Origin of the sequence: Pseudomonas sp. SWRI77 (assembly GCF_014269105.1) — a bacterium.
Taxonomy (GTDB): Bacteria; Pseudomonadota; Gammaproteobacteria; order Pseudomonadales; family Pseudomonadaceae; genus Aquipseudomonas; species Aquipseudomonas capeferrum.
This window is the reverse complement of sequence record NZ_JABWRV010000008.1, coordinates 16,612-43,340: the sequence shown is the minus strand read 5'-3', so window position 1 is coordinate 43,340 and position 26,729 is coordinate 16,612. Positions and strand designations below refer to the sequence as shown.

The window sequence follows — 26,729 nt, the reverse complement described above, 5'->3', positions numbered from 1 at the left end:
TCAGCTGGCGGGCTGGGCGTCGGCGATGCCGTCCCAACCGCTTTTCACGGTAATCAGCAGCTGGGCAACTTCGTCGATAATGCCGGCATCGTTGTCGACGTTGGCCTGCATCAAGCGGTTGGTCATATAGACGTAAAGGGCGTCGAGCTTTTCGACGTACTCCGGGTTTTCGCTCTTTTCAGGCAACAACCCATCGCGCAGGCCGATGATGATGTCGATCGCCTTGCCGAGCATCAGCCCCTTTTCCGCGATGTCGCCACGGGCCATTGCACCCTTGGCTTGCGCCATGCGATCAAGGCCACCCTCCATCAGCATCTGCACCAGGCGATGCGGCGTGGCTTCGGAAATCTGGGCATGGGAATTGACCTTCTGGTACTGACGAAGGGCTCTCATGGGATTCATCTTGCGACCTCGTGACGGGCAGGCTAAAGGGGGGTGATATTCCCTGTATCGGGCAAAAGGCGGAAAACTTTACCGGCCGATGACATGAAGCCGGGCGTCACGCCCGGGCTTCACGCACCGCCCACTGATCAATCGTCGCTCGATTTGTTCAGTGCGTTGAGGGTACTCAGCACCGAGTTCTGCTGCTGACGCAACTGAGTGACCAGGGTATCCATGTTGTTGTACTTGTCTTGCAGGCTTTTCTGCAGGGCTTCCATACGAGCATCCAGCGAGTCCTGCTCGCTCTTGAGCTTGGTCAGGCTCTCGCTCAGGGTCTTGGAGCGCTCGGCGAGGGAGCCAGTGGCGGCTTTGGCGAATGGCTCGGTGACCTTCTGCAGGCGCGCCAGCAAGCCGTCCTTGCCATTGAAAATACTGGTCAGGTCTGCCGCATTAGTCGAGGCAACCTTGTCCCATTTCTTGTCGTCCAGGCTCAGCGCACCGCCATCCTGGGCCGAGGTGACACCGAAGGCCGCAAGCGATTTCAAGGTGCCATTGCCCGACACCGCATTGAGCTCCTCACGAATGGAGGACATCAACGTGCGCATCGCGGCATCACCGGTCAGCGCGGCAGCGGTCATGGTGCCGTTGGCATTCTTGGTGACCTTGGTTTCTGCGTTCATCACATTGAGCAAGGCGTTGTAGGTATCGATGAAACCCTTGAGGCCCGACTTCAACGTCGCGGAACTGGTACTCAACGAAAGGATGGTAGCGGTCACTTCGCCACTGGTAGCGTTTTTCGGTGAAGTACCGATCAGCTTGATGTTCAGACCACTGACGGCATCGGTGATGTCATTGGTCTTGGACTTCATGGCAATGCCGTCGAGCGTGTACTCAGCGTCCGCCGGTTCATCGACAACGGTATAGCCCGTATCGATGCCTGAATCGCCCAGCAGCGTAATGTCGGAACCTTCACCCATCTTGGTCGAGGTGATGATCAAACGCGAGCCATTGGCATCCGTCAGCACGTTGGCGCTGAGGCCCGCCACGCCGAACTGGCTGTTGATGTTATCGCGCACCTGCTGCAGTGTTGCGCCGGCAGGAACACTCAGATCGTAGTTCTTGTCATTCTGACGAATGGTCAAGGTGGTCGGGGTGCTACCGGCATTGACTACCGAGCCCGCGCCGTTCGCATAGACCTTGGTCGAGATCTTCGAAGCAGTCGCCAACTTGTCGACAATCAACTTGAACGAACCGTTGGCAGCACCGGTACCCATGGTGACGGTCGCGACCTTCTCATCCGAAGACTTCAGGCTCAAACCGCCGAAGCTGTTGGTGTCGGTCATGTTGGTCAAGGCGCCGCGGAAGGCATCCAGGGCCGACTGAATCTTGCCGATAGAGGACAACGTGGTGGTTGCCTTCAGCGTTTGGGTATTGATCTGCGCCTGCTTCGGCGCCTTCTGCGCGGCTACCAGGGAATCGACAATCGCCTGGGTATCAATGCCCGAGCCAATACCGCTGACTGTTGTACCTGCCATCATTGCTCTCCTTGTTCAGTAGCTGCCGGATCCTTGGCGGATAAATCCATCAAATAGATAACAGCAACAAAAATCATGCCAGCCTATGCCTGATCAGTGAACAGCAGGCTGCCGGCTTCACTGAGGCTCTGTGCAAGCTTCAGCGCTGTTTCCGACGGGAGCTGGCGAATCACTTCACCTGATTGGGTGGCGATCACCTTGACCACAACCTGCCCCGTGGAATCATCAATGGAAAAGTCCAGCTGACGCTGGCTCGACTGGACGAAATCACGAATCTCGCCAACCGCCTTCTCCAGGTCTTCGCGCGAGTGCGGCTGACTGTCGGGGGCAGCAGCAGCCTCCTGCACTTTGGCAGGCACTACCGGGTCCCGGTCAGCGACTGGCGCCTGGGGTAACACAGACGGGTACACCTGGCTCAGCTTGACATTCATGTCCATGTTTCGAACTCCTCATGCCAAAAAGGGTGAAAGGGCACGTAAACGCGCCCTTTCACCCTTTACTCAGGCGCCTGAATTACTGAAGCAGTTTCAGGACCGAAGATGGCAGCTGGTTAGCCTGCGACAGGATCGCAGTCGAAGCCTGCTGCAGGGTCTGCTGCTTGGTCAGCTCGGCAGTTTCCGAAGCGAAGTCCACGTCCTGCACGGTGGAGCGGGCAGCGGTGGAGTTCTTCTGGATGTTCTGCAGGTTATCGACGGTGGTTTGCAGACGGTTCTGGGTAGCACCCAGGCCCGAACGGACGCTGTCGATCGAACCAATGGCCTTGTCGATGACGGCCAGAGCGTTCTGGGCGTTGACGGCGTCGGTAACATCGGTATCAGCGATGGTGGTTTTATCCGAGGACTTGGACGCCGCGCCGAACAGGTCAGTAGCACCCGTACCGGTTGCACCGTTAGCGACCGAGTAACCTTTGGCGGAGTCCAGAGAAATCTGGCCAGTGACAGTCGATTTGTCGTTAAGGGTAGCGGAAAGCGTGGTCAGAGTACCTGGGAAATCACCGCTGCCGTTGCGCGCACCCACCGAGATGGCGTCTGCGCCGGCTTTGGAGGTGAAGGCCAGGTTTTCGCCAGTGTCCGACTTGACCGACAGGCTCTTGGTCGATTCGTCGTAGTTGACGCTGATACCCAGCTTGGCGGCGTTGGACTTCAACTGGTCAGCCAGGCTTGCAGTGTCAGTAACACCGATGAAGCTGACGGTGCTGCCACCAACAGTCAAATCGAAGTTGGCAGGGGTAGCTGCAGCGCCACTGGCAACAGCCAGTTTGACTTCGGTGCTGGCAGTAGCAGTCAGGCCACCGATCGAGCCATTGAGTTTGGCAGCGATGTCTTTGGCCGAAGAGCCCTCATCGTAGCTGACGGTTTTGCTCTGACCGTTGCCAGTGACAACCAGATCGGCTGCGGCGACGCCGCTGGCGCTTGGCGAGATAGTGCCCGACTTGATCTGCTGCGAGCCGATGCTCTTGGCGGAAACGTTGTCCAGGGCCAGGTTGATGGTTTCGTTGGCGTTGGCGCCGACCTGGATGGCCTTGGTGCCGTACGAACCGTCCAGCAGCTTCTGGCCACCGAAGGTGGTGGTTTCCGAGATACGGTTCAGCTCAGCGGTCAGGGCCTGGTATTCGTCGTTGTTCGACTTACGGTCGTCAGCGCTCAGGGAGCCAGTAGCCGAGGACAGAGCCAGGGTACGCATTTTTTGCAGGATGTCGGTCGAAGCCTGCATCGCACCTTCAGCGGTCTGGGCGATCGAGATACCGTCGTTGGCGTTCTTCACAGCCTGGCCCAGGCCATTGATCTGGCTGGTCAGACGGTTGGCGATCTGCAGGCCAGCAGCGTCGTCTTTAGCGCTGTTGATACGCAGACCCGAGGACAGACGCTGCATCGAAGTGGTCTGAGCGTTGCTCGCCTTGGTCAGGTTGCCCTGAGTAGTGATCGACGCAATGTTGGTGTTTACAGTTAAAGCCATGACGAAATCCTCGTTGGATGGGTACTGCGGCTTCCGGCCTTGGCAACCGCCGGCTTGGCCTAGAGAACCTTCGTAATAGTTATCGTCGGGTGCGCGGGTTGCTTGAGGGCTTTTTCGAAAAAAAAATACTGGCAAGCGGCCACCCTTGGAAATTCAAGGGCTTAAGGGCATTTTATTGGCGTCAAAAACCTTATGAAATGCGCCAGATAACGGCTTGCAGCACCACCACGAGAGCGGTTTTTCTGCAGGCATAAAAAAAGCGCCAGGCGGTGGCCGCCGGGCGCTTTTTTGGGGTCTGCGAGCAATCAGTCGCGATACAGGATGGCCGAACCCCACGACAAGCCCACACCAAAGCCGCTGATCGCCACACGCTTCCAGCTGCCGTCAAGCATGTGCTTCTGCAACAGCAGCGGCACGCTGGACGACACGGTGTTGCCGGTTTCCAGCATGTCCTTGACGAACTTCTCCGGGTGTTGCTCTTCGAAGCGCCGGGCCACGGCATCGACAATCGCCGCACTGCCCTGGTGAATACAGAAGGCGTCGATATCCGCCGACGTCAGACCACTGGCATCCAGCAGTTCGTGCAGGTGCGCCGGCACCTTGACCAAGGCAAAGTTGAACACCTGGCGGCCGTTCATGAAGAACTTGCCGTCAGTGACTTTAAGGTGCTCGGCACCGGAGCCGTCAGTACCGAAACGCGCTTCACCCAGGTTCCACACCGCGTTTTCACCCATCCAGGTGGCCGTGGCGGCATCACCGAACAGCATGGTGGTGTTGCGGTCTTCCGGGTCGACGATCTTCGAATACGGGTCGGCGGTGATCAGCAAGCCGTTCTTCAGCCCTGCCGCTTCCATGAAGCCCTTGATGGCGTACAGGCCATACACGTAGCCGGAGCAGCCCAGCGACACGTCGAACGCCGCCACGCGGGTAGACAGGCCAAGTTTGCTCTGGACGATGGCAGCGGTGTGCGGCAGGCCCTCTTCATCACCATTCTGCGTGACCACGATCAGCGCATCGATCGACTGCGGATCAAGGTCAGGGTTGCTGGCGAACAGGGCCTGGGCGGCCTCTACGCACAGGTCGGAGGTTTCCTGCTCTTCGGCCTTGCGCGGCAAGAACGACGCGCCGATCTTGCCGAACATGAACTCTTCGTCCTTGCCGAACTTCGCACCCTGGACATAGTTGTCCAGGCCAGCGGTGGGCACGTAACTCGCGATGCTTTTGATGCCAATCATTCTGGCTTCCCAATGAAAACAGCCAAAGACCACCACTCGATGAATTGAGGGCGCCAAATACCGGAGCGTCACCGCCAAGGGTTGAAAGCAGAGCTCGCCTGCGCACCGGTAACAAAATGCTGCAACAGCTGCTGCATAGAATACAGGGAAGATGAGCGTTTTGACTCATTGGTCACATTGAAATGCTACGAAAGCCGTGCGCCGGGCGTGGAGACTGAGGAATTCGAGGAGTGACCAGGCAGGCACAGATCCCCGTAGGAGCGGCCTTGCGTCGCGAATGGGCTGCGCAGCGGCCCATTCCGACCGGTCCGGCGCCCCGGCAAGGCCACACAAGGATTGTGCGAGCCTGTAGGGGCCCCGGCGATTTTTGCTGCGCCACAGAACCTGGGGCCGCTACGCGCCCCTTTCGCGACGCAAGGCCGCTCCTACAAACCCCGCCGGGCCTGGATGAGGAACACGATCAGCGCCACCCCAGGCAACCCGGCGCCCACCAGCGCTACCCCCTGCCAGCCGAACTCGGCAAACAGCGCACTGGCCACCGCCGAGCCCAACGCCCCGCCCAGAAAGATGCTGGTCATGTACACCGCGTTCATCTGTACCGCGAAGCCCAACAGCACGCCTGTCAGCGCCAGGCCGATCACGCTGAGGCCAGGCGAAGTCAGCCCGATCAGCAGCGCCACCGGCGCCAGCATGCTGCGGGACTTTGTTCGCCGTGATTGGCGTGGCGTTGCCCCTGGGCCGCTGAGTGGCCGTTTGTAGGAGCGGCCTTGCGTCGCAAAAGGGCTGCGTAGCGGCCCCAGGTTCTGTGGCGCAGCAAAAATCGCCGGGGCCGCTACGCGCCCCATTCCGACCGGTCCGGCGCCCCGGCAAGGCCACACAAGGATTGTGCGAGCCTGTAGGGGCAGCAGCGGATCAGAGCTTGTTGAACAGGCTCAATTGGGAAATGCGCGAGAAAGCCAGCTGCGAAGCTTCGAGCATGGCTTGCTGCAAGGTCAGCGTAATCGCAGCCTGCGACATGTCCGTGTTGCCGATGGCGTTCTGGGTGGTCTTGTTGGCCAGGCCCAGGCTGGTGTTCTCCTGGCGCTGGATCTCCAGCGAGTTGCCACGGGCACCGATCGAACCGCGGGTGACATCGACCTGCTCACGGGCGCTGGCCAGGTTGGCGATGGCCGAAGCCGCAGCATCCTTCAGCGAGTTGGCCTGGCCTGTGCCCGTGACCGGCGTATCCAGCGCAGCGCGCAGCTGGCTGAGGGTTTCCAGTACGTTCTGGTTCTGGTGAGTGTTGGCGGTAACGGCAAACTGGTCACCCGCCTCCGGCGAACCGGATACCTGGTAGGTCACACCCGCCACCGTCAAGGCTGGCGCCGTGAACGTACCGGTAGCCACAGGCTTGCTGTCAGCCGTCAATGGCTGCGCGTAGAACTCGTAGCTGCCGGGCCCGGTGAACTTGATCACCGCACCGTTACTGGGGAACGTGCTGCGGTAGGCCGCCTCGTCGCTTACGGTGCTGCTGGTGACCTGGGCGCTGGAAGTGTTGCCGGCGCTGCGGGTGGTGTTGAACGAATCCGGCCGCGCCGCCAGGGAAAACTCGCGCCCCGCCACCGAAGCGTCGGCATCGGCGCCCTCTTCCAGCGTGACCGTGATTTCGAACTCGACGCCACGCAAGGCGATGCGGTTGGCGCCTTCGGTGTTGCTGTCGAAGTGACCGTTGGTGGCGGTTTCAGCGGTGATATCGCGGCCAGTGCTGTCGGTGATCACATACTGGGTCGCACTGGTGAAGGTCAGCTTGTAGGGCTGGCCTGCAGTGAAGTTGTTGTTATAGCTGCTGCTCGAGGTCATCAAGCCTGGCGACACCCCGACCACGCCATCGTCGGTGGCCGGCACCAAGAGCGTCGACTGGGTGCGGCTCTTGTTGCTGGCCGAGTCGAATACGCTGAAGCCGGTATCGTTGGTCGCCAGGTTCAGGGTGTCGGACACCTGCAGGCTCAGTTGGGTCTGGTCACCGTGGTAGCTGTAGGTGCCGTCGGAGTTGCGCACATAGGGTGGCGAAGTGCTCTTGGAGCCGCCGAACATGTAGTCGCCATTGGCATCGCGCGAGTTCAGCAGGCCGAAGATGTTGGCTTCGATCTCTTTGAGCTCGGTGCTGATGGCCACGCGGTCGGAGTCGGTGACCCCAGGCCCACCCGCACGGATCGCCAGTTCACTGGCGCGCTGCATGGCGTCGTTGACGGTGGAGAGCACGCTCTCCTCCTGCAGCAGGGCATTGCTCACCGTATTGATGTTGCCGCCATACTGGTCCAGCAATGCCTGCTGTTGTTGCAGCAGCAGCAGGCGCGCTGCGCCGACCGGGTCATCGGCCGCCGTCTGGATACGGATACCCGAGGTGACCTGGTCGTTGGTCTTGTTCATGCCAGAGAAATTCTTGGAGTAGCTAGTGGCGCTGGACTCGTAGAACTGAGCAGTGGAAATACGCACGAGAGTCTACTCCTTACAAAGCATTGATCAGGGTGCTGAAGGTTTCTTGCGCCGCCTTGATGATCTGCGACGACGCCGTGTAGTAATGCTGGAACTTCACAAGGCTCGCCGCCTCGTCATCGAGGTTGACCCCGGAAACCGCGCTGCGGCTCTCGCTGGCGGACTTGATGACCGCCTCGGTCGCGGTGGTGTCGATGGCAGCCTGGCTGGCCTTGGCGCCCACGCGCTCGACCAGCGAGGCATAGGCCGAGGTGAAGCTGGTGCCGCCACCAGACCCGGTGTTCACCGTCGACTTGGTCTGCAGGTCGAGCAGCGCCGTGGCATTGCGGTTGTCTGCCTTGCCGTCGGCATTGAACGACAGGGTAAAGCTGTCATTCGCCGCCGGGCTGCCGCCGATCGTGGTTTCGACACTGAAGGTGCGCGGGTTGCCGCTGCCATCGAGGATTGGATTACCCGCCGCATCGAGCATGGGTACGGCCACGGCCAGTTTGTTGTCCTGGCCAGGCACCACGCTGCCGGTGCCGATCTGAGTGCCCTTGGCATCGAACAGCTTGTAGCCCTGGGAGCCACCGTTGGCGGCGTCGAACACCACGCGTACCGGCATCGAGTTGCGAATCGACTGCTGGATCAACGCGGTATCGGCACCGCCGTAGATGTCCAGCGATTCGCCCAGGGTAGGCTGGGTGATGGTGCCGGTGCCGCTGTTGCCGCTACCCGCCGTGGCGCTGACCGGCCCGGCGAACGCCAACTTGTTGGCATCGGTCAGGGCAGTGGTGATGCTGCCTGCCGCCGCACGGGTGGGGATTACCTTGAAGCTGTCGCCTGCCGCCAGGCCACCGCCTTTCAGCGCCAGGCTGAAGCCGTCGATCACCGGTGCCGGGTCGGCATTGAGGTCGAAGCTGCCCATGTCGGTGCCGTCGGAGCGGCGCACGCTGTACTGGTTGGCGCTGGTGAACTTCACCTCGTAGTCGTAGGTGGTCAGCGCGCCACTGTCGGCAATGCTCACATTCAGGTTGCCAGACCCTGCACTGTTGTTCGACGACGCCAGGCTGCGCTGGGCGATGGCGGTAGCGCTGTTGATGCTGGAGAACAGCGAACTGCCGAACTGGCCATTGGCATCCAGGCCCTGGCCCAGCTGGCTGTTGATGCTGTCAGCCACTACCAGGGCGACGCGGCCGAGCTCGTTCATCGACGGCGTCAGCACGTCCTGACGGTAGCGCAGCAGGCCGCCGATCGCGCCACCGCTCACCACCGAGGTCACGTCAGAGCTGAAGGACTCATAGTTGATGCGCAGGCTGGCCTGGCTCTTGTCGGCAACCCCCGGCTGCACCGACAGGGTGTTGGCCTTGTTGCCGGTGACCAGCGACTGGCCGCTGCCCAGGTAGACGTCGTAGTTGCCGTCGCGCTCCTGCACGGTCACGCCGACCAGCTCGTTGAGCTGGCGAACCGCTTCGCTGCGCGCATCCAGCAGGCTGTTGGGGGTATTGCCGGTGGCCGTCGCTGCAGAGATCTGCTTGTTGTACTCGGCGATGTTGGCCGTTAGCTTGTTGACCTGCCCCGCCATGGTATCGAGCTGCGAGTTGATCGTTTCGTTCTGCTGGGTGAGCTGGTTGGACACCGCGTTGAAGCGGTTGCTCAAGGTCTGCGCCTGGGTCAGCAGCAACTGCCGCGAAGCAACGTCGCCGGGCTTGGCCGCCGCCGTCTGCAAGGCCGAGAAGAACGCGGTAAGGACCGAACTGATACCGGTGTCGCGGTCAGCCAGCAGCTTGTCGACGCTAGTGATCTGGTCCTGGAACGCGACCGAGTCGGCCTGCAGCGAGGTGGCGGTCTGCAGCTGGTTGTCCAGGTAAGCGCTGTAGATACGGCGCACATCCGACAGCGTAGTACCGGTACCGAGAAAGCCCGCGCCGATGTTATGCGAGGCCCCTGCGGCCTGGATCGTCTGCTGGCGCGAATAGCCACTGGTGGCGGCGTTGGCGATGTTGTTACTGGTAACCGACAATGCCGCCTGGCTGGCACTCAGGCCACTCAGGCCGATCGAAATCAGGCTCGACATGATTTAGTCCTTTTATAGATTCGTGGTTCTGCCAGCCATGGCGTATTGAGGGGTTGCTTGCATTTGCTGGGCGATGCTGATGATCTTCTTCGCATAGCCCGGGTCAGTCGCATAACCTGCCTTTTGCAGCTCTCTTGCAAACTGCTCAGGGTTATCGGCCGCGTCCAGCGCACCTTGATAGCGGGAATTGCCCTGCAACAGATTCACCAGGTCATGGAAGCTGTCCTGGTAGGAATCGTACGAGCGGAACGCCGCCGTTTCCTTGACGAATTGGCCATCACGGAATTCGCTGGTGATCGCCCTCGCCTGCTCGCCCTGCCAGTTGCCACTGGCCTTGATGCCGAACAGGTTGTGGCTGCTGCTGCCATCGGTGTTGCGCATGACCGACTTGCCCCAGCCCGTTTCCAGCGCCGCCTGGGCCACCAGATAGCGCGGGTCGATACCGATGCGCTTGGCGGCCTGCTCGGCCATCGGCAGCATGGTCGCCACGAACGTGTCGCTGTCGCTGAAGGCTTTGTTCGGCGCCAGCGGCGGCTGGGCCACGGCACGCCCGACAATGCGCAGGCCGTTTTCCGGCACGGCAAAGGCCTTGGCCACTTGCTGGCCGTCACGGGCCGGCACGGCGGCGCCGTTGCTGGTCGCGGCCGACGGCACGATGCCGGCCAGCAGGCGGTCGGTGAGCTTGCTCGGCAGCGCCAGGCGCCGCGCATTGAGGGCCGCTACGTCGTTGCGGGTGGCACCCGACTCGGTGGCATGCACCGGCTCAGCCACCTTGTTGCCCCACAGCGCCGGGCCACTGCCCTCGCCGCGCGCAAACGGGCTGCTGGCGCCTGCCGTGCTCTTGCTCTTGGTCAACTGGCGCACCAGCACGTCCTGCAGGCCGATACCGCCACCCTCGCGGGACATGCTCACCGCCAGCTGCTGGTCATACATGTCGCGGTACTGCTTGACCGTCTCGGTGTTCATCGGGTTGTCGGCGGCCAGCACATCGCTGGCCTTGCGCGAGGCCTTCAGCATTTCGCTGATGAACAGCGATTCGAACTCCTGGGCCACCTTGCGCACGTTGGCTTCGCTGTCGCGGTCGCCGTGCTTGAGCGAGTTGAGGCGGTTGAGGTCGGTGTAGGCGCCGCTGTCGACGCTGCCGGATACCAGGCTTTTGCTGTTCATCCTGCGTCCTCAGATCACGATCAGGTCGGCTTGCAAGGCGCCGGCCTGTTTCAGGGCTTCGAGGATCGCCATCAGGTCGCTGGGCGCCGCGCCAACCTGGTTCACCGCGCGGACGATTTCATCCAGCGTGGTCCCTGGGCCGAACTTGAACATCGGCTTGGCTTCCTGCTCGGCGTTGACCCGCGAGCGTGGCACCACGGCAGTCTGGCCATTGGAGAACGGCCCCGGCTGGCTGACGATCGGGTCTTCGGTAATGGTCACGGTCAGGCTGCCGTGGGTCACCGCGGCTGGCGACACCTTGACGTTCTGGCCAATGACGATGGTGCCGGTACGCGAGTTGATGATGACTTTCGCCACTGCCTGGCCCGGGTCGATCTCGAGGTTTTCCAGGATCGACAGGTAATCCACACGCTGGCTTGGGTCCATCGGCGCACTGACACGTACCGAGCCACCGTCCAAGGCCTGGGCGACGCCCGGGCCGAGCAGTTCGTTGACCTTGTCGACGATGCGCTTGGCGGTGGTGAAGTCTGGGCGGTTGAGGTTCAGGGTCAGGCTGTTGCCCTGGTTGAACCCGCTCGGCACGGCCCGCTCGACGCTGGCGCCGCCCGGGATACGCCCGGCCGACGGAACGTTGACGGTGATCTTCGAGCCATCGCGGCCTTCGGCATCGAAGCCGCCGACCACCAGGTTGCCCTGGGCGATCGCGTAGACGTTGCCGTCGATACCCTTGAGCGGGGTCAGCAGCAGGCTGCCGCCGCGCAGGCTCTTGGAGTTACCGATCGACGAAACGGTGATGTCCACCACCTGGCCGGGTTTGGCAAAGGCGGGCAGGTCGGCATGCACCGACACCGCCGCGACGTTTTTCAACTGCACGTTGCCGGAACCGGCCGGCACCTTGATGCCGAACTGCGACAGCATGTTGTTGAAGGTCTGCAGGGTGAACGGCGTCTGGGTGGTCTGGTCACCCGTGCCGTTGAGCCCCACCACCAGGCCATAGCCGATCAACTGGTTGGAACGCACGCCAGAGATGCTGGCGATGTCCTTCAAGCGCTCGGCCTGGGCCGCGAAGGCACAGGACAGGAGCAGGGTTGCGGCAATCAGCTGCCTCACGTTGAACATGGTCATCCGTACTCAGAAAGGCCAAAGCGGGCTGATGAAGAAGCGGTCCAGCCACCCGGGCTGGCTGGCATCGGCAAACGAGCCAGTCCCCGAATAGGTGATGCGCGCATCGGCCACGCGGGTGGACGGCACGGTATTGTCGGTGGCGATGTCGTCGGCACGGATCATGCCGGCAATGCGCACCAGCTCTTCGCCGGTGTTCAGGGTCAGCCACTTCTCGCCGCGCACGGCGATGATGCCGTTGGGCAGCACTTCGGCCACGGTCACGGTGATCGAACCGGTCAGGGTGTTGCCCTGGGTGGCCTTGCTGTCGCCCTTGGTGGCACGTTCGCCGCTGTAGCCGGCCTCCAGCGAAAGGTCACCGCCGCCGAACGGGTTGTTGGTGTTGGGTGTGCTGCCGAACAACGAGCTGAGGCCGATGTCGGCCTTGCTGTTTTTCTGGATCTGCGAACCGGCGTTCTTGCTGGCCGAGGTGCGCTCGTTGAGGGTGATGGTGATGATGTCACCGACCCGGAACGCCTTGCGGTCGCTGTACAGGTTCTGCTCGAAACCGGCCTGGTAGATCGAACCGTTGTTGGCCGCCGACGGCAACGGGGTGCGCGGCAACACCGGCGCATAGTACGGGTCGTTGGGCTTGGGCGTCGGCGCGACGCAACCTGCCAGCAACACCGCCCCCCCCAGGGCGAAGACGGACAACAGACGATTCATGACGCTACCTCACGGTGTAACTGGGCTACGTGGATCAGGTTCAGGGTGTTACAGCTGCTGGGTGACGAACGACAGCATCTGGTCGGCGGTGGAGATGACCTTGGAGTTCATCTCGTAGGCACGCTGGGTGGTGATCATGTTCACCAACTCTTCCACGGTGCTGACGTTGGAGTTTTCCAAGGTCTGCTGCAGGGTGGTGCCGAAGCCGTTCAGGCCTGGGGTACCGACTTGCGGCGCACCGCTGGCGGCGGTTTCCAGGAACAGGTTGTCGCCGATTGCCTGCAGGCCGGTCGGGTTGATGAAGTCAGCGGTCTGGATGTTGCCGATGACCTGGGCCGCCGGGTTGCCGGCAGTGGTGATCGACACGGTGCCATCCTGGCCGACGGTGAAGGTCTGCGCGTCGTTCGGCACGACCACCGCAGGCTCCAGGGCAAAACCGTTGGCCGTGACGATCTGGCCATCGGAGTTCAGGTGGAAGGTGCCGTCACGGGTGTAGGAAACCGTGCCATCGGGCTGCAGAATCTGGAAAAAGCCACGGCCGTTGACCGCCATGTCCAGCGGGTTTTCGGTGGTCTGCAGGCTGCCGGCGGTGAAGTTCTTCTGGGTGCCGACAATGCGCACACCGGTACCCACTTGCAGGCCCGAAGGCAGCTCGCTGTCCTGGGTCGACTGGGCGCCAGGCTGACGCTTGATCTGGTAGAGCAGGTCCTGGAACTCGGCGCGATCACGTTTGAAGCCGGTGGTCGAGACGTTGGCCAGGTTGTTGGAAATGACCGTCAGGTTGGTGTCCTGGGCGGACAGGCCGGTTTTAGCGACCCAAAGAGCCGGAAGCATGCTGTTCTCCTCGTGCGCCTGTTTTACGGCACCCGTTCAAATGTGATTAGCCGATTTGCAAAACACGCGCCATGGCTTCGTCGCCTTCCTTGGCCGTGTTCATCATCTTGACGTGCAGCTCGAACTGACGGGACAACGCCAGCACCGAGGTCATTTCCTCGACGGCGTTGACGTTGCTGCCTTCCAGGAAGCCCGATACCACGCGCACATTGACGTCGGCGTCGGCCGGTTGGCCATTGCTGGTATGGATCATGCCGTCCAGGCCCTTGGTCAGGCCTTTGGTGTCGGGGTTGACCAGCTTGATACGGTCGACCTCGGCCATTACCCGCGGGTCTTCACCCATGGCGCGGATGCTGATGGTGCCGTCGGCGCCCACTTCAACCTTCTGCTCCGGGGGGATGGCAATCGGGCCACCGTTGCCGATCACCGGCATGCCGTTGCCGGCACGCAGCACGCCCAGGGCATCGATGTTCAGGCTGCCGGTACGCACGTAGGCTTCGCTGCCGTCCGGGGCCTGCACGGCGATGAAGCCCTTGCCGGTCACGGTGACGTCCAGCTCGCGACCGGTCTCGATCATCGGGCCTTCGCTGAAGTCAGTGGCCGGGCGCTCGGTCATGGCAAAGGCGCGCGCCGGAAAGCTGTCGCCAAACACCGGCATCGAGCGCGCCTGTTCCAGGTCGCGCTGGAAGCCGTTGGTGGAAATGTTCGCCAGGTTGTTGGCATGGGCCTTCTGCGCCAGCGCGTTCTGGCTGGCGCCGGTCATGGCCACGTAAAGCATCTTGTCCACAGCATCTCCTCTGCGCGTACCTGCCGCGCTGTCACTGGCGAGCATCAAGCAATAATCGAACCAGCTTTAAAGCCCCTTGAATTGGGGCTTTCCACGCACCGGTGTCAGGGAAGTGTCAGTTTGTCGGCGTATTCAGGCCAACGGTAGCCGGCTGCCCGTCAATAGTCCCGGCAGCCTGCATTGTTGTAAGGCCCTGAAAAGCGGGCCCAGCCCGACCCTGGGTTGTTCGCCGAGCACATGTAGCGCCCGGTGGCAAGACTTTGCCAGAGATAGAAAGGAGCCGGTGCAGCGTAAGCCGCCATAGCAACTCCCAACACAGACACAAGGGCTAGAACCCACAGCTTTTTCATATCGCACTCCTGCCCAGGCCAGGGTTTGTGCCAAACCCAATCACCACCCAACGCTCACCATCAGGTCATCTGGATGATGGTCTGCATGATGGTGCTCTCAGTGGAGATGGTCTTGGCGTTCGCCTGGTAATTGCTCTGCGCTTTGATCAGGTTGACCAACTCGCCGGTCAAGTCAACGTTGGAGTCTTCCAACGCGCCACCGGCGATTTGGCCGAGGGTGCCGGTATCTGGCGCGCCGATGACCGGCACACCCGATGCGTAGGACTCTTTCCAACTGGTGCCGCCGATCGGAGTCAGGCCCTGCAAGTTGGCGAAGTTGGCAATGGCTACTTGGCCGATCACTTTGTTCTGGCCGTTAGTGAAGTTGGCGAACAAGAAGCCACCTTGATCCACGGTCAAGCCGGACAGCTCACCCGTGGCGAAACCGTCTTGTGTCTTGGCAGTGACCGCAGACGCTGCGTTGTACTGGGTAGTACCGAGCATGTCCAAGTTAACCCCGCCGTCATGCGCGGTAGCACCATTGGCAGCCCAAGCGCCTGCAGCGTTTTTCTGTGCTGGAACCCACCCGTCGAGAGTGAAGGTCTTGTTGGCGGCGATGGTCATGCCGCCCGCCACCGGCCCTGCGGTCATCGCGGCAGTATCCAGGGTGCCGTCGGTCTTGAATGGCAGTTTGTTGACCAGCGCCGTGGTGGACGTCGGGTCAGCCGGATTGCGACCATCGACAGTGCTGTACATGGTCCATGAGTTGCTGGCGGCATCTTTGACGAAGTACTGGTTCAGCTGGTGCGCATTGCCCTGACTGTCATAAACATCAGTGTTGAACGTGAAGTTGTAGGTCTTGACATTGGTCGGGTCAAACGGCGTCTCGGTCGGCGCGGCGGCGCTGGAGTTGAGGTTGACGGTTTCGGCAATACGCCCGGTCGGGTTCGGCGTCAGGTTGGAGGTATCGATTTGCAGATCGGTGAGCACGCCCTGGATGACCTTGCCGTTTTCATCCACCGCATAGCCTTGCAGATTGCCGCCCGACGCGCTGACCACATAGCCTTCCTTGTCGCTGTAGAACGCGCCGGCACGGGTATAGATCTTCGAGCCATTGTCACTGAGGGCGAAGAAGCCGTTGCCATCGATAGCCAAGTCCAGCGCTTGGCCAGTGGCATTGATGTTGCCCGGGGTGAATAGCTGCGAAACAGCGGCAGTCTTCACACCGCTGCCGATGGCATTCTTGCCGCTGCTGGTACCGCGGATGGAGTTGGAATACTGATCGGCGAACTCGGCGCGCGACGATTTGAAGCCAGTGGTGGCGACGTTGGCAATGTTGTTGCCGGTAACGTTCAGGGCCTTGTTTGCTGCATAGAGGCCGCTAAGGCCGATATTGAAAGACATGTGCTACTCCTGTCGTTGGGTTAGGCCCTAAATGCCAATGCTTTGAACTTTGGAAAGCGCGATACTGCCCAGCCCGGCGAGGTTGAGCGTCATCTCCGCGCCATTGCTACCCATGGTCACGCTGGTGACCGTGGCCGGCAGGTTGGTCGTCATGGCCGTGGCCTTGCCATCGATGCTGGCAGTGGCCTTGAAGGTGTAAGTGCCCTCCGCCAGTACCTCGCCATCTTCACCCTTGCCATCCCAGGTGAAGTCAGCCTTGCCCGCAGCCTTGGTACCCAGGTCCAGGGTGCGCACCAGCTTGTCGTCCTTGTCGTAGATACCGACGGACGTGGCGGTGCTCGAAGAGGTCAGGTTGACCGAGCCTTTGAGCTCCTTGCTGGTGTCGACCACGGCCTTGTCGGTCTGGACGATCACGTTGCGCCCAACCAGCGACGAGGCCTGCAAGGCCTGGGACGACTGGAACGAACCGGCGATGTAGTTCACCGTTTCGTTGAGCGTCTGCATGCTTTCAAGGCTGCTGAACTGCGCCAGCTGCGCCACGAACTCGCCGTTTTCCTGCGGGTCGAGCGGGTTCTGGTTTTTCATCTGCGTTACCAGCAACTGCAAGAACGCATCCTTGCCCAGCGCACTGCCGGCAGCGCCGGTGCTGCTGTCGGTCTTGCTGGTCTGCTTTTGCAGCGAGGTCAGGTACGCGCTGCCGACGTCACTGGTGGAATTGGTCGTGGTCATGTCGGCTTCCTATCACTGACCCAAGGTCAAGACTTTCTGCATCATGCTTTTGGCGGTGTTCATCAGCTCGGCGTTGGTCTGGAACGCACGGCTGGCAGAGATCATGTCAGCCATCTCCTCGACCACGTTGACGTTCGGGTAGTAGACGTAGCCGTCCTTGTTCGCCGCCGGATGGTTGGGCTCGTAGCGCGCTTCCAGGTTGCTCTGGTCTTCGACGATACCTTTGACCTGCACGCCCTGCCCGGCTTCGCCCTGGTCCTCGAACAGCGACTGGCTGGTACCGCCTTGCGCGTCCTGGAAGGTGGTGGCGAATACCGGATGGCGTGCGCGGTAGGTCTGGTCGATGCTCGACGACACGGTCTCGGCGTTGGCGATGTTCGAGGCCACGGTGTTGAGGCGAGTGTTTTGCGCGCTCATGCCGCTGCCGGCAATGTTGAAGACACTGGATAGGGACATGGTTACTCTCCGCGCAGGGCCGAAACCAGCCCTTTGAATTTACTGTTGAGCAAGGTGAAGCTGGCCTGGAAACCGATGGCGTTTTCCGTGTAGTTCGATTGCTCGATCTGGGCGTCCACGGTGTTCTGGTCGATCGACGGCTGCAGCGGCGTGCGGTACTTGAGCGCCTCGTCGCTCAGGGCCAGGCCATCGGCCTCGATGTGCCGGCTGTTGGTCCGATCCAGAGCGAAGCGGCCGCTTTGCTGTTTTTCACTTTCGGCGGCGAGCACCGAGGAGAAGTCCATGTCACGCGCCTTGTAGTTGGGCGTGTCGGCGTTGGCGATGTTGTTGGCCAGCACTTCGGCGCGCTGGGCGCGGAAGTCCAGGGCCTTTTCATGAATGCCAAGCGCCTTGTCGAAGCTGATGCTCATGTCGGGGAAACCTTCGAAGGTTGACCGGAGTGTCGTTGAGCAAGGCATAGCAAGGGCTGTGCCAACCAGCGGAAAGGCCCGGAAATACGGGCTAGCAAGACGGAATGCTGTCAGGGTGATGCCAGAAAAGCGGCAAAGGTCTTCCGCTTGAAGGGGCGCAAGCGGCAATTGCCGGTCGGCATAGGCGGCAAAACAAAAAATTGACGTGTTTGGCGATAGCGGTGTGGCGCCTACAAGATCGAGCGCCGCCCGCGTGGCGCTCGATCTCGTAGGCGCCACAACCCTCAAGGCAAACCCTACTTGGCCTGGTAGATAATCCCCGGGCTGCACTGCACCATCTGGTAATGGTCCGGCAACCCGTTCAGCGCCTCGGAGGCGCCAAGGAACAGGTACCCGCCCGGCTTGAGCGTGCTGTGGATACGCAGCAGGATGTCTTTCTTCACCTGGGCCGAAAAGTAGATCAACACGTTGCGACAGAACACGATGTCGAACTTGCCCAAGCTCGCGTAACTGTCGAGCAGGTTGAACGAGCGGAACTCGACGCGGCTGCGAATGGCCGGCTTGATCGCGTAACGCCCCGCCCCCTTGGGGTCGAAGTAGCGCTGCAGGCGCTCCTGCGATAGGCCGCGGGCAATCGCCAGGCTGTCGTATTCGCCGGTCTTGCAGTTGGTCAGCATGGTCCCGGACAGGTCGGTCGCGACAATCTGCGCGCCCATCTTCAACTGGCCCAGGTTGCTGCGCTCGAACTCATCGATAGCCATCGAGATCGAGTACGGCTCCTGCCCCGACGAGCAGGCCGCCGACCACATGCGCAGGCGCTGGCCCGGGTTGTTCTTGATGAACTCGGGGATGACCTTGTTCTTCAGCACCTCGAACGGGTAGGTATCACGGAACCACAGGGTCTCGTTGGTCGTCATCGCGTCGACCACCTGTTCGCGCAAACCGCTGCGCGGCTGGGTCTGGATGCGCTGCACCAGCTCGCCCAGGCTCTTGATACCTTGTTGCTCCATCAGCTTGTTGAGACGGCTGGAGACCAGGTACTGCTTATTCTCGCCCAGCAGGATGCCACAGGCTTTCTCCAGGAAGACCCGGAACTGTTCGAAATCCAAATTACCCGTAGACACTACTGCCGCCTCTTTTCAATCGCTGGTGCCGGGAGCGGGCTCCCGGCTGCTTCAATGTGTTGCCTTGATCCGGTCGACCACGCGCTGCGCCAGGTCGTCCGGTTTGAACTTGGCCAGGAAATCATCGGCGCCGACTTTCTTGACCATCGCCTGGTTGAATACCCCGGACAGCGAAGTATGCAGGACGATGTGCAATTTTTGCATGCGCGGATCGCTGCGGATCTCCGCGGTCAGCGTGTAACCGTCCATTTCTGGCATTTCAATGTCCGAGATCATCATCAGGAACTCTTCTTCCGGCCTTTTGCCCTCCTCCACCAATTGCCGGAGGTAGTTGAGCGCCTGGCGGCCATCGTTGAGCGCCACCACTTCGACGCCGACGGTTTGCAGGCAGCGGCTGACCTGCTTGCGCGCCACCGACGAATCGTCGACGGTCAACACCCGCAGCAACACGGCCTTGTCCTGCACCTCGGCATCGACCACGCCGGCAGACACCTGCTCGGACGACGGCGCCACTTCGGCCAGCACCTTTTCCACGTCGATGATCTCGACCATGCGGTTATCCACCCGGGTGACCGCAGTCAAGTAGTGGTCACGGCCGGTGCCCTTGGGTGGCGGATGGATTTCTTCCCAGTTCATGTTGACGATGCGCTCGACCGAGTGCACCAGAAAGCCCTGGGTCTTGGTGTTGTACTCGGTGATGATCACAAAACTGTTGCGCGTGTCCTCCTGCAGTGGCGCCAACCCAGTAGCCATCGACAGGTCGAGGATCGGGATGGTCGCCCCGCGAATGTTGGCCACGCCGCGCACCACCGGGTGGGACTTGGGCAGCACGGTCAGCGCAGGGCACTGCAGCACCTCCCTGACCTTGAACACGTTGATACCGTAGAGCTGGCCGCCATTGAGGCGAAACAGCAACAATTCCAGGCGATTCTGCCCCACCAGCTGTGTGCGCTGGTTGACCGAATCCATAACACCCGCCATGCCAGACTCCTTTACGTTTCAGCCTTTCGTTGCAAATCAGGTACCGAGTCGGCACGGGCTTTGCTTTTTTGAGCGCCATGTACACGAAAACGACATTTTTCCGACGATTGACGCACCTGCTGACTGGCTCGCTGGCCACGCTGTGCCTGCTGGTGCCCGGCGTTCGCACGCTGGCGGACGCGTTTACCTTGCCTGAACAGCTTATCGGTGTCACCCAAGGGTTTCTTGAATTCACCGTAGAAGATTATCTGGCCACCACCCAAACCGTCGGCCGTTACGAGATCCAGGTCAGCACCCTCGACCCGCGCTTGCGCATGCCATTGTGCAGCCAGCCACTGGACGCTTCGCTGGAAAGCCCCGCGCAGCCACTGGGACGGGTCACGGTGCGGGTGCGTTGCGACAGTGCGGCACCGTGGACCGTGTTTGTGCCGGCAACGGTGCGGCTGTTTCGCGATGTGGTGGTGGTCACCCGCCCGCTCAAGCGTGACAACGTGGTCGGCGAAGGTGACGTGGCCCTGCGCGAGCGTGATGTCGGCACCCTCGGCCAGGGCTTTCTCAGCGAGCTGGACCAGGCGGTGGGCATGAAGATGCTGCGCCCTACGGTCATCGACCAGGTGCTCACCCCGCAGCACCTTGAGCAAGCCGAAGTGGTGCGCAAGGGCGACCACGTGGTGATCATCGCTCGCAGCGGCAGCCTGAGCGTGCGCATGCCAGGCGAAGCGCTGAGCAAGGGTGGCCTGAGTGAACAGATCCGGGTGCGCAACCTCAATTCCAAACGGGTGATCAAGGCCCGGGTGACCGGCCCCGGCCAGGTCGAAGTGACGATGTAGCAGGATTGCGCTGGCAGTGTGGAACCGCTTTTCCTAAACTGTGTCAGAACACGGGTTCGCGAGCTTGCTGACAGGCGGCTATGCATTTGTGCCTAAAGTTTCTTTCGGGTTGGCCGAAAACAAGGCAAGCGTCCAAATACCCAGGGGTTTCTGATCATGGTCATCGACTTCAGTCGTTTGAATAACTCTCCGTCCGTCACGGGCGGCGTTCGCGGCAATGCCGCGCCCGGCACCGCCGAAAAGCCCGGCGCGAGCCAGGAAGCGCCTAAAAGCACCAGCGCCAGCGGAGAAGCCGTACACCTCAGCCAAGAGGCACAGCAGTTGCAAAAGATCAGCGACACGCTGCGCGAACAGCCCGTGGTCAACAGTGCCCGCGTGGCCGAGTTGAAACAGGCGATCGCCGATGGCAGCTACCAGGTCGATGCCGGCCGGGTCGCCAGCAAACTGCTCGATTTCGAAGCCCAGCGCTGACCGTTCGGCGCGCTGACTTCACGGACGCTTAACAAAGCCAAGAGTTAGCCATGCACGACACCACCTTGCTGCAACTGATCGAAGATGACATCGCCCCGATGCAGGAACTGCTCGACCTCCTTCATAAAGAAGCGGTCGCCCTGCATGGCCGCGAGATGGCACTGCTGGAACAGATCCTGGCCCGCAAGCAGTCATTGATCATCTTGCTCGAGCAGCATGGGCAGCGGCGCAGCCAGTTGCTCACCGGCCTCGGCCTTAGCGCCGACCGCGCCGGTGTGCAGGCAGTGGCAGCGCAGTCGCAGCATGGCGAAACAATGCTGCAACGGCTCGATATGCTCTCGCAACTGATGGACACCTGCCAGCAGATCAACGAGACCAACGGGCGCATCATCCAAGTGCAGCAACACGTCACCAACAACCAGATCAGAATCCTCATGGGTGGCGATTCTCCGTCGCTCTACGACAGCCGTGGCGGCACCTCGCTGCTGGCCAAGCCGCGCGCCCTCAGCCAAGTGTGATACTTCTATCAAGGCACGGAACATACTGGCAAAATGCCGTTACTTGCGTGTGTCGTTTTTGCCTGGAGATTGATTAGCCGTGTTCAATGAAGCCGATGCCCCGCAGCCGCCGAAGGTGCTGAGTACACCTTTGGAGATCGCAGCCAACCTGCGACAGCTGCAGGAAAGCCATGACCCCCTGATCATCACCTTCCATGATCGCAACCAGCGGTTCCAGAGCTACGTGGTGAATGTTGACCGCGACAGCAATACCCTGGCACTGGACGAAATGATCCCCCGCGACGGCGAAAAATTCATCGAGAACGGCGAACCGTTCCGCGTCGAAGGCTTCCATGATGGCGTGCGCATCGCCTGGGAATGCACTGCCCAGCTGACCATCAGCGAAGTCGACGGCCACCGCTGCTACCGCGGCGCGATGCCGGAAGAAATGACCTACCACCAGCGCCGCAACGCCTTTCGCGCCGCGTTGAAGCTGTCGCAGCTGGTCGATGTCATCCTCGACGGCACCCACCTTAAAGGCAACGGTGCCCTGCGCGGCAAGCTGCTGGACATCTCTGCCACCGGCTGCAAGCTGCGCTTCGAAGGCAACGTCGAGGACCGCCTGCAACTGGGCCAGGTGTACGAGCGCTTCAAGGCCGGCAACCCGCTGGGCCTGATCGACACCATGGTCGAGCTGCGCCACCTGCACTTCGAGGAGCGTATCAACACCACCTTCGCCGGCGTGCGCTTCCATAACCTCAACGGCCAGGCGCAACGCAAGATCGAAAGCTTCGTCTACCAGTTGCAGCGTGAAGCGCGACGGTTCGATAAAGACGACTATTGAGGTCATCGCCTGATGTGCCAACGCCACCCAAACGGGTGGCGTTTTTGTTGGCGCCCATTACCCGACCTTGCATGCGGGCAACCGGGTTTGCTGACCAGCAAGGTTTCCCGCTTACCGCTGTTTTGGCGGCTGCTTAATGTGGTTTTGTACCGCCCGGCTGGGCGGGTCAGAGGAGCAGACAGCGCATGATTCGTTCCACATTTACCGCAGAATTGCATAGCCAGTTTGGCCGGATCGGGGTGGTTGATACACCTTATTGGGCCTATCCGCCTTTTGCTGCAAACCAGGACGGCTGGTTGTGTACCGACGACGAACGAGGTGATTCAGTCAGTTTCAAACCGCTCACATTCAAATTCACCTTCATCGAAGAAACGGCGAACCGCCTCATTTATCGAATCAACAGTACCGCAGACGCCAAGTTCAATAACGCAAGGCTTGAGCAAAACAGCAACGGCTGGCTGGGTATGTACGGGTACGGGCTGACATATGAGCTCACCAGCGGACTCAATCCTTCGACGCTCCTGAACAAGGCCCCCTCCTTCCAGGATCAATGGAAGATTGAATTACTCGACAAATGGGACGGCAACCTGACGGGCGCCGAAGACGTCGAGTTTTACTTACGTGACAAAGACGGCCATCGGGTCTCGCAGGTTATGTCGGTCTACAAAGACCGATTCGAGACACTCCGTCACTGGTTCTTGCACGCAGGCACCAAGGACGGAACGATACTGAAATTCCACCTGCACGCCATCAAGGTGTTGTGATCTGCGGTGAGTCACCGCGACGCCCAGCGACGGATACGGCTCACTCGGCCTTCAACGCTGGGCGGCCTGACCTCACACAGACTTGTCGACTTCAGGTTGCGCCTTGGCTTCGCGCTCTACCGAGCCTTGGTCCGCTTCCGTATCCTCCGCCGCCACCGGCGCCTGCATCACATCCTGCACCGTCTGCTCATCGACCCGTGGGTCGAGCGCTGCCGACAACGGCGAACCGGCCGCCGGCATTGCCACGTGGCCCAGCGGCGCGTCCTGCACCTGGTGCAGCCCGGTGACCGCTTTCGGCCGAATGCGCCACACCAGCACCAGCGCGAAGAACGTGAAGAACGCATACAGCATCTGCGCCCCCAGCACTTTCATCAATACGCCCGCCGCCAGAGGGCCGATACAAGCGCCCACACCATAAGTGACCAGCAGCATGGCGGTCAGCGAGACCCGCCGCTCGCTTTCCACGTGGTCATTGGAGAACGCAACTGCCAAGGGGTACAGGCAGAACTGCAACAATGAAATGACAAAGCCGATACCGAACAGCAACTCCAGCGGCACGCTGGGCAAGAGGGCCAGCGGCGCAGAGGCCACTGCCAGGCCCACGGCAGCACTGCGGATCAGTAACGCGCGGTCGTAGCGGTCGGACAGCCAGCCCAACGGCCACTGCACCAGCAGCCCGGCAAAGATGCAGCTACCCATGAACAGACCAATCTGCTCGGTGGACAGCCCCTGATTGGAAGCGTACAGCGGCGCCAGGCCGTAGAACGAACCGACGATCAGGCCCGAACCGAGCACCGTGCTCAACGACTGCGGCACCCGCTTGATGAAGAACTTCGGCTCCATCGGGGCCGGGCGCAAAGGCGCCGGGTGAATGCGCCGGGTCATCGCCACCGGCACCAGGCACAGGGCGAAGCACATGGCGACCAGCATCAGCAGTTCAGGGCCGAGCTCGGGGTGCACCACCAGAATCAGCTGGCCGAGCACCAGCCCCAGGTAGGAGGCGATCATGTAGCCACTGAATACCGCACCGCGGTGCTTGGCATCGGCCTGTTCGTTGAGCCAGCTTTCGATGACCATGTACTGGCACATCATCCCCAGGCCGACCACCATCCGCAGCCCGACCCAGGCCGGCAACCAATTGGTCATGCCATGGCCGAGCACCGCCGCGCAAACGATACCGGCGCAGGTGGCATACGCGCGAATGTGCCCTACCCGGCCGATCAGCCGGTGGCCGACCTTGCCGCCCACGGCCAAGCCGAAGTAGTTGGCCGCCATCAACGCACCGACCCACAAGCTGTCGACATGGTCGGCCGCCAGGCGCAGTGCCAGGTAGGTACTGAGCAGGCCTGAGCCGATAAGCATCATCAAGGCAGCGAAATACAGCGACTGAAACGGCTTCCAGATGTTTCGCATACGTCCCGTCGGGCTCCCTGGTCAGGTGGCGTTAGCCTGGCAAGCATAAAAGCAATTGTGTTGCAGCGCAGTCCCTTGCCTGCGAAATAGCGTGCAGGGGACGCGTCCAGTAGCGGTTGTGTCGCGATCAGGCCTGTGCTGCCAGCACCCGACGCTCCCACGGCGTGATCTCGTCGAAGAAGTCGGTCAGCTCCAGCGTCTTGCTGGCAACGTAGCCTTCGATGAACTCGTTGCCGAACAGTTCCCGCGCCAGCGCGCTGCGCTTGAGGCGCTGCAGTGCTGCGTGCAGGGTGCACGGCAGGCTCAGGTGCTCTGGCACCTCGAACTCACCCTGGATGGCCGGCGCCGGCTGCAAGCGTTGCTCGATGCCGTGCAACCCGGCAGCCAGGCTTGCGGCAATCGCCAGGTACGGATTGGCATCGGCGCCGGGCAAGCGGTTTTCCACGCGCCGGGCCACGGGGGCGCTGGCCGGTATGCGCAAGCCCGCCGCGCGGTTATCCTCGGACCAGCAGGCGTTGTTGGGCGAGGCGTACGGGTGGCACAGGCGCTGGTAGGAATTGACATTGGGCGCAAACAACGCGGTGAAGTCCGCCATGCACGCCTGCAGGCCACCGATGAAGTGCAGGAAGGTGGCGGTCGGCTGTCCCTGCTCATCGCTGAACACGTTACGCCCGCTGCCGATCTCCACCAGGCTCTGATGAATGTGCATGGAACTGCCGGGGGTCTTGGCCAGGGGCTTGGCCATGCACACCACGGTCAGCCCATGCTTGAGCGCTACTTCCTTGAGCAGGTGCTTGAACAGGAAGGTCTGGTCGGCCAGCAGCAGCGGGTCGCCGTGCAACAGGTTGATCTCGAACTGGCTGATGCCCATCTCGTGCATGAAGGTGTCACGTGGCAGGCCGAGCGCTGCCATGCACTGGTAGACCTCGTTGAAGAACGGCCGCAAGCCATTGTTGGAGCTGACACTGAACGCCGAATGGCCAAGCTCCCGGCGGCCATCCTTGCCCAGGGGCGGCAGAAAGGGCTGCACGGGGTCGGTGTTGGGTGCAAAGACAAAGAATTCGAGTTCGGTGGCCACCACCGGGGCCAGGCCCAAAGCTGCGTAGCGGGCGATCACCGCCTTGAGCTGGCCGCGGGTGGACAACGCCGACGACCTGCCATCCAGTTCGTTGGCGTCGCAGATGGCCAGGGCGCGGCCATCCTCGCTCCAGGGCAGGCGGTGGATTTGCGTGGGCTCGGCCACCAGCGCCAGGTCGCCGTCATCACTGCCGTAGAACCTTGCCGGCGGGTAGCCGCCCATGATGCATTGCAACAGCACGCCACGGGCCATCTGCAGGCGCCGGCCTTCGAGGAAGCCCTCGGCAGTCATCACTTTGCCGCGCGGCACACCGTTGAGGTCGGGGGTGACGCATTCGATTTCATCGATGCCGTGAAGGTGTTCGGCGAGGGTGTTCTGGCCTGCGGTGGTCATGACGCTTGTCCTTGTTGTTATTGGCTAACAACAACATAGGCTGGGGGTGTTTAAAATATCAAGCACCTACTGGGTTGCCAGTGCTGGCAACCCTTTACTCGCGCAGGGTCATGCCATTGGCCGGCAACGGCAAGGCGGTCTTGTAGCGCACCTGCTTCAAGGCAAAACTCGAGCGAATGTTCGCCACCCCCGGCAACCGCGTCAGGTAATCGAGAAACCGCTCCAGCGCCTGAATGCTCGGCAACAGCACCCGCAGCAGGTAGTCCGGGTCGCCGGTCATCAGGTAGCACTCCATCACCTCGGGGCGCTCGGCGATCTCCTCCTCGAACCGGTGCAGCGACTGCTCCACCTGTTTTTCCAGGCTCACATGGATGAACACATTCACATCCAGCCCCAGCGCCTCCGGTGACAACAAGGTCACCTGCTGGCGGATCACCCCAAGTTCCTCCATGGCCTTGACCCGGTTGAAACAGGGGGTGGGCGACAGGTTAACCGAGCGCGCCAGCTCTGCATTGGTGATGCGGGCGTTTTCCTGAAGGCTGTTGAGAATGCCGATATCGGTACGATCGAGTTTGCGCATGAGACAAATTCACCGGTTTTTTGTGTTTATGCGGAATGTTTATCTGCGCTCGTCGGCAAAGGCAACCAACTTGAGAGAAATATTCTTCTGCCGTGCCACTAAGATGTAGGAGACGCTGACTTGCCAGTCACGAGCCGGTACTCAGCGGCGGCCGCTTCAGAGCTCACAAAAAC

27 protein-coding genes and 1 pseudogene are annotated in these 26,729 nt (G+C 61.3%); 5 read left to right on the top strand and 23 right to left on the bottom strand.

Annotated elements, in window-relative coordinates:
• The 20 genes and pseudogenes from fliS to HU766_RS10375 form a co-directional block, all read right to left on the bottom strand.
• A complete protein-coding gene (gene fliS, locus HU766_RS10465) occupies positions 1–402 on the bottom strand; it encodes a flagellar export chaperone FliS (RefSeq protein WP_033699497.1) in 402 nt (133 codons plus the stop codon).
• A gap of 128 nt (positions 403–530) precedes the next feature.
• Complete coding sequence (fliD, locus tag HU766_RS10460) at positions 531–1,916, bottom strand: flagellar filament capping protein FliD (protein WP_186656274.1); 1,386 nt, start codon at positions 1,914–1,916, stop codon at positions 531–533.
• A gap of 83 nt (positions 1,917–1,999) precedes the next feature.
• Positions 2,000–2,353: a flagellar protein FlaG gene (locus HU766_RS10455; protein WP_033699500.1), complete on the bottom strand. Its 354-nt coding sequence runs from the start codon at positions 2,351–2,353 to the stop codon at positions 2,000–2,002.
• Between the two features lie 76 nt (positions 2,354–2,429).
• Entirely contained in the window at positions 2,430–3,872 is a 1,443-nt protein-coding gene (locus tag HU766_RS10450) for a flagellin (RefSeq protein WP_186656255.1), read from the bottom strand.
• A gap of 305 nt (positions 3,873–4,177) precedes the next feature.
• Positions 4,178–5,107, bottom strand: a complete 930-nt coding sequence (locus HU766_RS10445) for a ketoacyl-ACP synthase III (RefSeq protein ID WP_095063733.1) — start codon at positions 5,105–5,107, stop codon at positions 4,178–4,180.
• A 425-nt stretch (positions 5,108–5,532) separates the two neighbouring features.
• Positions 5,533–5,802, bottom strand: a pseudogene (locus HU766_RS10440) (MFS transporter); the annotation flags it as partial.
• A gap of 217 nt (positions 5,803–6,019) precedes the next feature.
• The gene (locus HU766_RS10435; protein ID WP_033699504.1) at positions 6,020–7,582 is read right to left on the bottom strand and encodes a flagellar hook-associated protein 3; all 1,563 of its coding nucleotides are present in this window, start codon (positions 7,580–7,582) and stop codon (positions 6,020–6,022) included.
• Between the two features lie 13 nt (positions 7,583–7,595).
• A complete protein-coding gene (gene flgK / locus HU766_RS10430; protein WP_186656252.1) occupies positions 7,596–9,638 on the bottom strand; it encodes a flagellar hook-associated protein FlgK in 2,043 nt (680 codons plus the stop codon).
• Positions 9,639–9,650: 12 nt separating this feature from the next.
• Positions 9,651–10,805, bottom strand: a complete 1,155-nt coding sequence (flgJ, locus tag HU766_RS10425) for a flagellar assembly peptidoglycan hydrolase FlgJ (protein ID WP_047583436.1) — start codon at positions 10,803–10,805, stop codon at positions 9,651–9,653.
• A gap of 9 nt (positions 10,806–10,814) precedes the next feature.
• Positions 10,815–11,930 (bottom strand): flagellar basal body P-ring protein FlgI, encoded by a 1,116-nt coding sequence (locus HU766_RS10420; RefSeq protein WP_162181145.1) that lies wholly within the window; start codon positions 11,928–11,930, stop codon positions 10,815–10,817.
• A gap of 6 nt (positions 11,931–11,936) precedes the next feature.
• Positions 11,937–12,632 carry a flagellar basal body L-ring protein FlgH gene (gene flgH, locus HU766_RS10415; RefSeq protein WP_033699509.1) on the bottom strand — a complete coding sequence of 232 codons (696 nt, stop codon included), beginning with the start codon at positions 12,630–12,632 and terminating at the stop codon, positions 11,937–11,939.
• A 48-nt stretch (positions 12,633–12,680) separates the two neighbouring features.
• Complete coding sequence (flgG, locus tag HU766_RS10410; protein WP_033699511.1) at positions 12,681–13,466, bottom strand: flagellar basal-body rod protein FlgG; 786 nt, start codon at positions 13,464–13,466, stop codon at positions 12,681–12,683.
• 46 nt (positions 13,467–13,512) lie between these two features.
• Complete coding sequence (locus HU766_RS10405; RefSeq protein ID WP_033699512.1) at positions 13,513–14,253, bottom strand: flagellar basal body rod protein FlgF; 741 nt, start codon at positions 14,251–14,253, stop codon at positions 13,513–13,515.
• Positions 14,254–14,411: 158 nt separating this feature from the next.
• Positions 14,412–14,603: a hypothetical protein gene (locus HU766_RS26190; protein WP_077068494.1), complete on the bottom strand. Its 192-nt coding sequence runs from the start codon at positions 14,601–14,603 to the stop codon at positions 14,412–14,414.
• Between the two features lie 60 nt (positions 14,604–14,663).
• Entirely contained in the window at positions 14,664–15,986 is a 1,323-nt protein-coding gene (gene flgE, locus HU766_RS10400; protein WP_033699514.1) for a flagellar hook protein FlgE, read from the bottom strand.
• A 27-nt stretch (positions 15,987–16,013) separates the two neighbouring features.
• Positions 16,014–16,715, bottom strand: a complete 702-nt coding sequence (flgD, locus tag HU766_RS10395; protein ID WP_095063736.1) for a flagellar hook assembly protein FlgD — start codon at positions 16,713–16,715, stop codon at positions 16,014–16,016.
• A gap of 12 nt (positions 16,716–16,727) precedes the next feature.
• Positions 16,728–17,171 carry a flagellar basal body rod protein FlgC gene (flgC, locus tag HU766_RS10390; RefSeq protein ID WP_033699519.1) on the bottom strand — a complete coding sequence of 148 codons (444 nt, stop codon included), beginning with the start codon at positions 17,169–17,171 and terminating at the stop codon, positions 16,728–16,730.
• A gap of 2 nt (positions 17,172–17,173) precedes the next feature.
• Positions 17,174–17,581, bottom strand: a complete 408-nt coding sequence (gene flgB / locus HU766_RS10385; protein ID WP_033699522.1) for a flagellar basal body rod protein FlgB — start codon at positions 17,579–17,581, stop codon at positions 17,174–17,176.
• Positions 17,582–17,877: 296 nt separating this feature from the next.
• Positions 17,878–18,705, bottom strand: coding sequence for a protein-glutamate O-methyltransferase CheR (gene cheR / locus HU766_RS10380; RefSeq protein WP_047583440.1), 828 nt, complete (start codon positions 18,703–18,705; stop codon positions 17,878–17,880).
• A gap of 51 nt (positions 18,706–18,756) precedes the next feature.
• The gene (locus HU766_RS10375; protein WP_033699526.1) at positions 18,757–19,686 is read right to left on the bottom strand and encodes a chemotaxis protein CheV; all 930 of its coding nucleotides are present in this window, start codon (positions 19,684–19,686) and stop codon (positions 18,757–18,759) included.
• 77 nt (positions 19,687–19,763) lie between these two features.
• Between HU766_RS10375 and flgA the strand changes: the two genes are divergently transcribed.
• The 5 genes from flgA (at position 19,764) to HU766_RS10350 (ending at position 23,092) form a co-directional block, all read left to right on the top strand.
• Positions 19,764–20,516: a flagellar basal body P-ring formation chaperone FlgA gene (flgA, locus tag HU766_RS10370; protein ID WP_156310990.1), complete on the top strand. Its 753-nt coding sequence runs from the start codon at positions 19,764–19,766 to the stop codon at positions 20,514–20,516.
• A 156-nt stretch (positions 20,517–20,672) separates the two neighbouring features.
• On the top strand, positions 20,673–20,987 hold the full coding sequence (gene flgM, locus HU766_RS10365) for a flagellar biosynthesis anti-sigma factor FlgM (RefSeq protein WP_033699529.1): 315 nt from the start codon (positions 20,673–20,675) through the stop codon (positions 20,985–20,987).
• A gap of 50 nt (positions 20,988–21,037) precedes the next feature.
• Positions 21,038–21,505, top strand: coding sequence for a flagellar protein FlgN (locus HU766_RS10360; protein WP_033699531.1), 468 nt, complete (start codon positions 21,038–21,040; stop codon positions 21,503–21,505).
• Between the two features lie 79 nt (positions 21,506–21,584).
• A complete protein-coding gene (locus HU766_RS10355) occupies positions 21,585–22,328 on the top strand; it encodes a flagellar brake protein (RefSeq protein WP_186656238.1) in 744 nt (247 codons plus the stop codon).
• A 185-nt stretch (positions 22,329–22,513) separates the two neighbouring features.
• Positions 22,514–23,092: a hypothetical protein gene (locus HU766_RS10350; RefSeq protein ID WP_186656226.1), complete on the top strand. Its 579-nt coding sequence runs from the start codon at positions 22,514–22,516 to the stop codon at positions 23,090–23,092.
• A gap of 72 nt (positions 23,093–23,164) precedes the next feature.
• Here the strand turns inward: HU766_RS10350 and HU766_RS10345 are convergent, their stop codons facing one another.
• The 3 genes from HU766_RS10345 to bkdR form a co-directional block, all read right to left on the bottom strand.
• Complete coding sequence (locus tag HU766_RS10345) at positions 23,165–24,505, bottom strand: MFS transporter (protein WP_033699534.1); 1,341 nt, start codon at positions 24,503–24,505, stop codon at positions 23,165–23,167.
• Between the two features lie 127 nt (positions 24,506–24,632).
• A complete protein-coding gene (locus HU766_RS10340) occupies positions 24,633–25,874 on the bottom strand; it encodes a glutamine synthetase family protein (protein ID WP_077068544.1) in 1,242 nt (413 codons plus the stop codon).
• A 196-nt stretch (positions 25,875–26,070) separates the two neighbouring features.
• Positions 26,071–26,556, bottom strand: coding sequence for a Bkd operon transcriptional regulator BkdR (bkdR, locus tag HU766_RS10335; protein WP_027593063.1), 486 nt, complete (start codon positions 26,554–26,556; stop codon positions 26,071–26,073).
• Positions 26,557–26,729 lie beyond the last annotated feature (173 nt).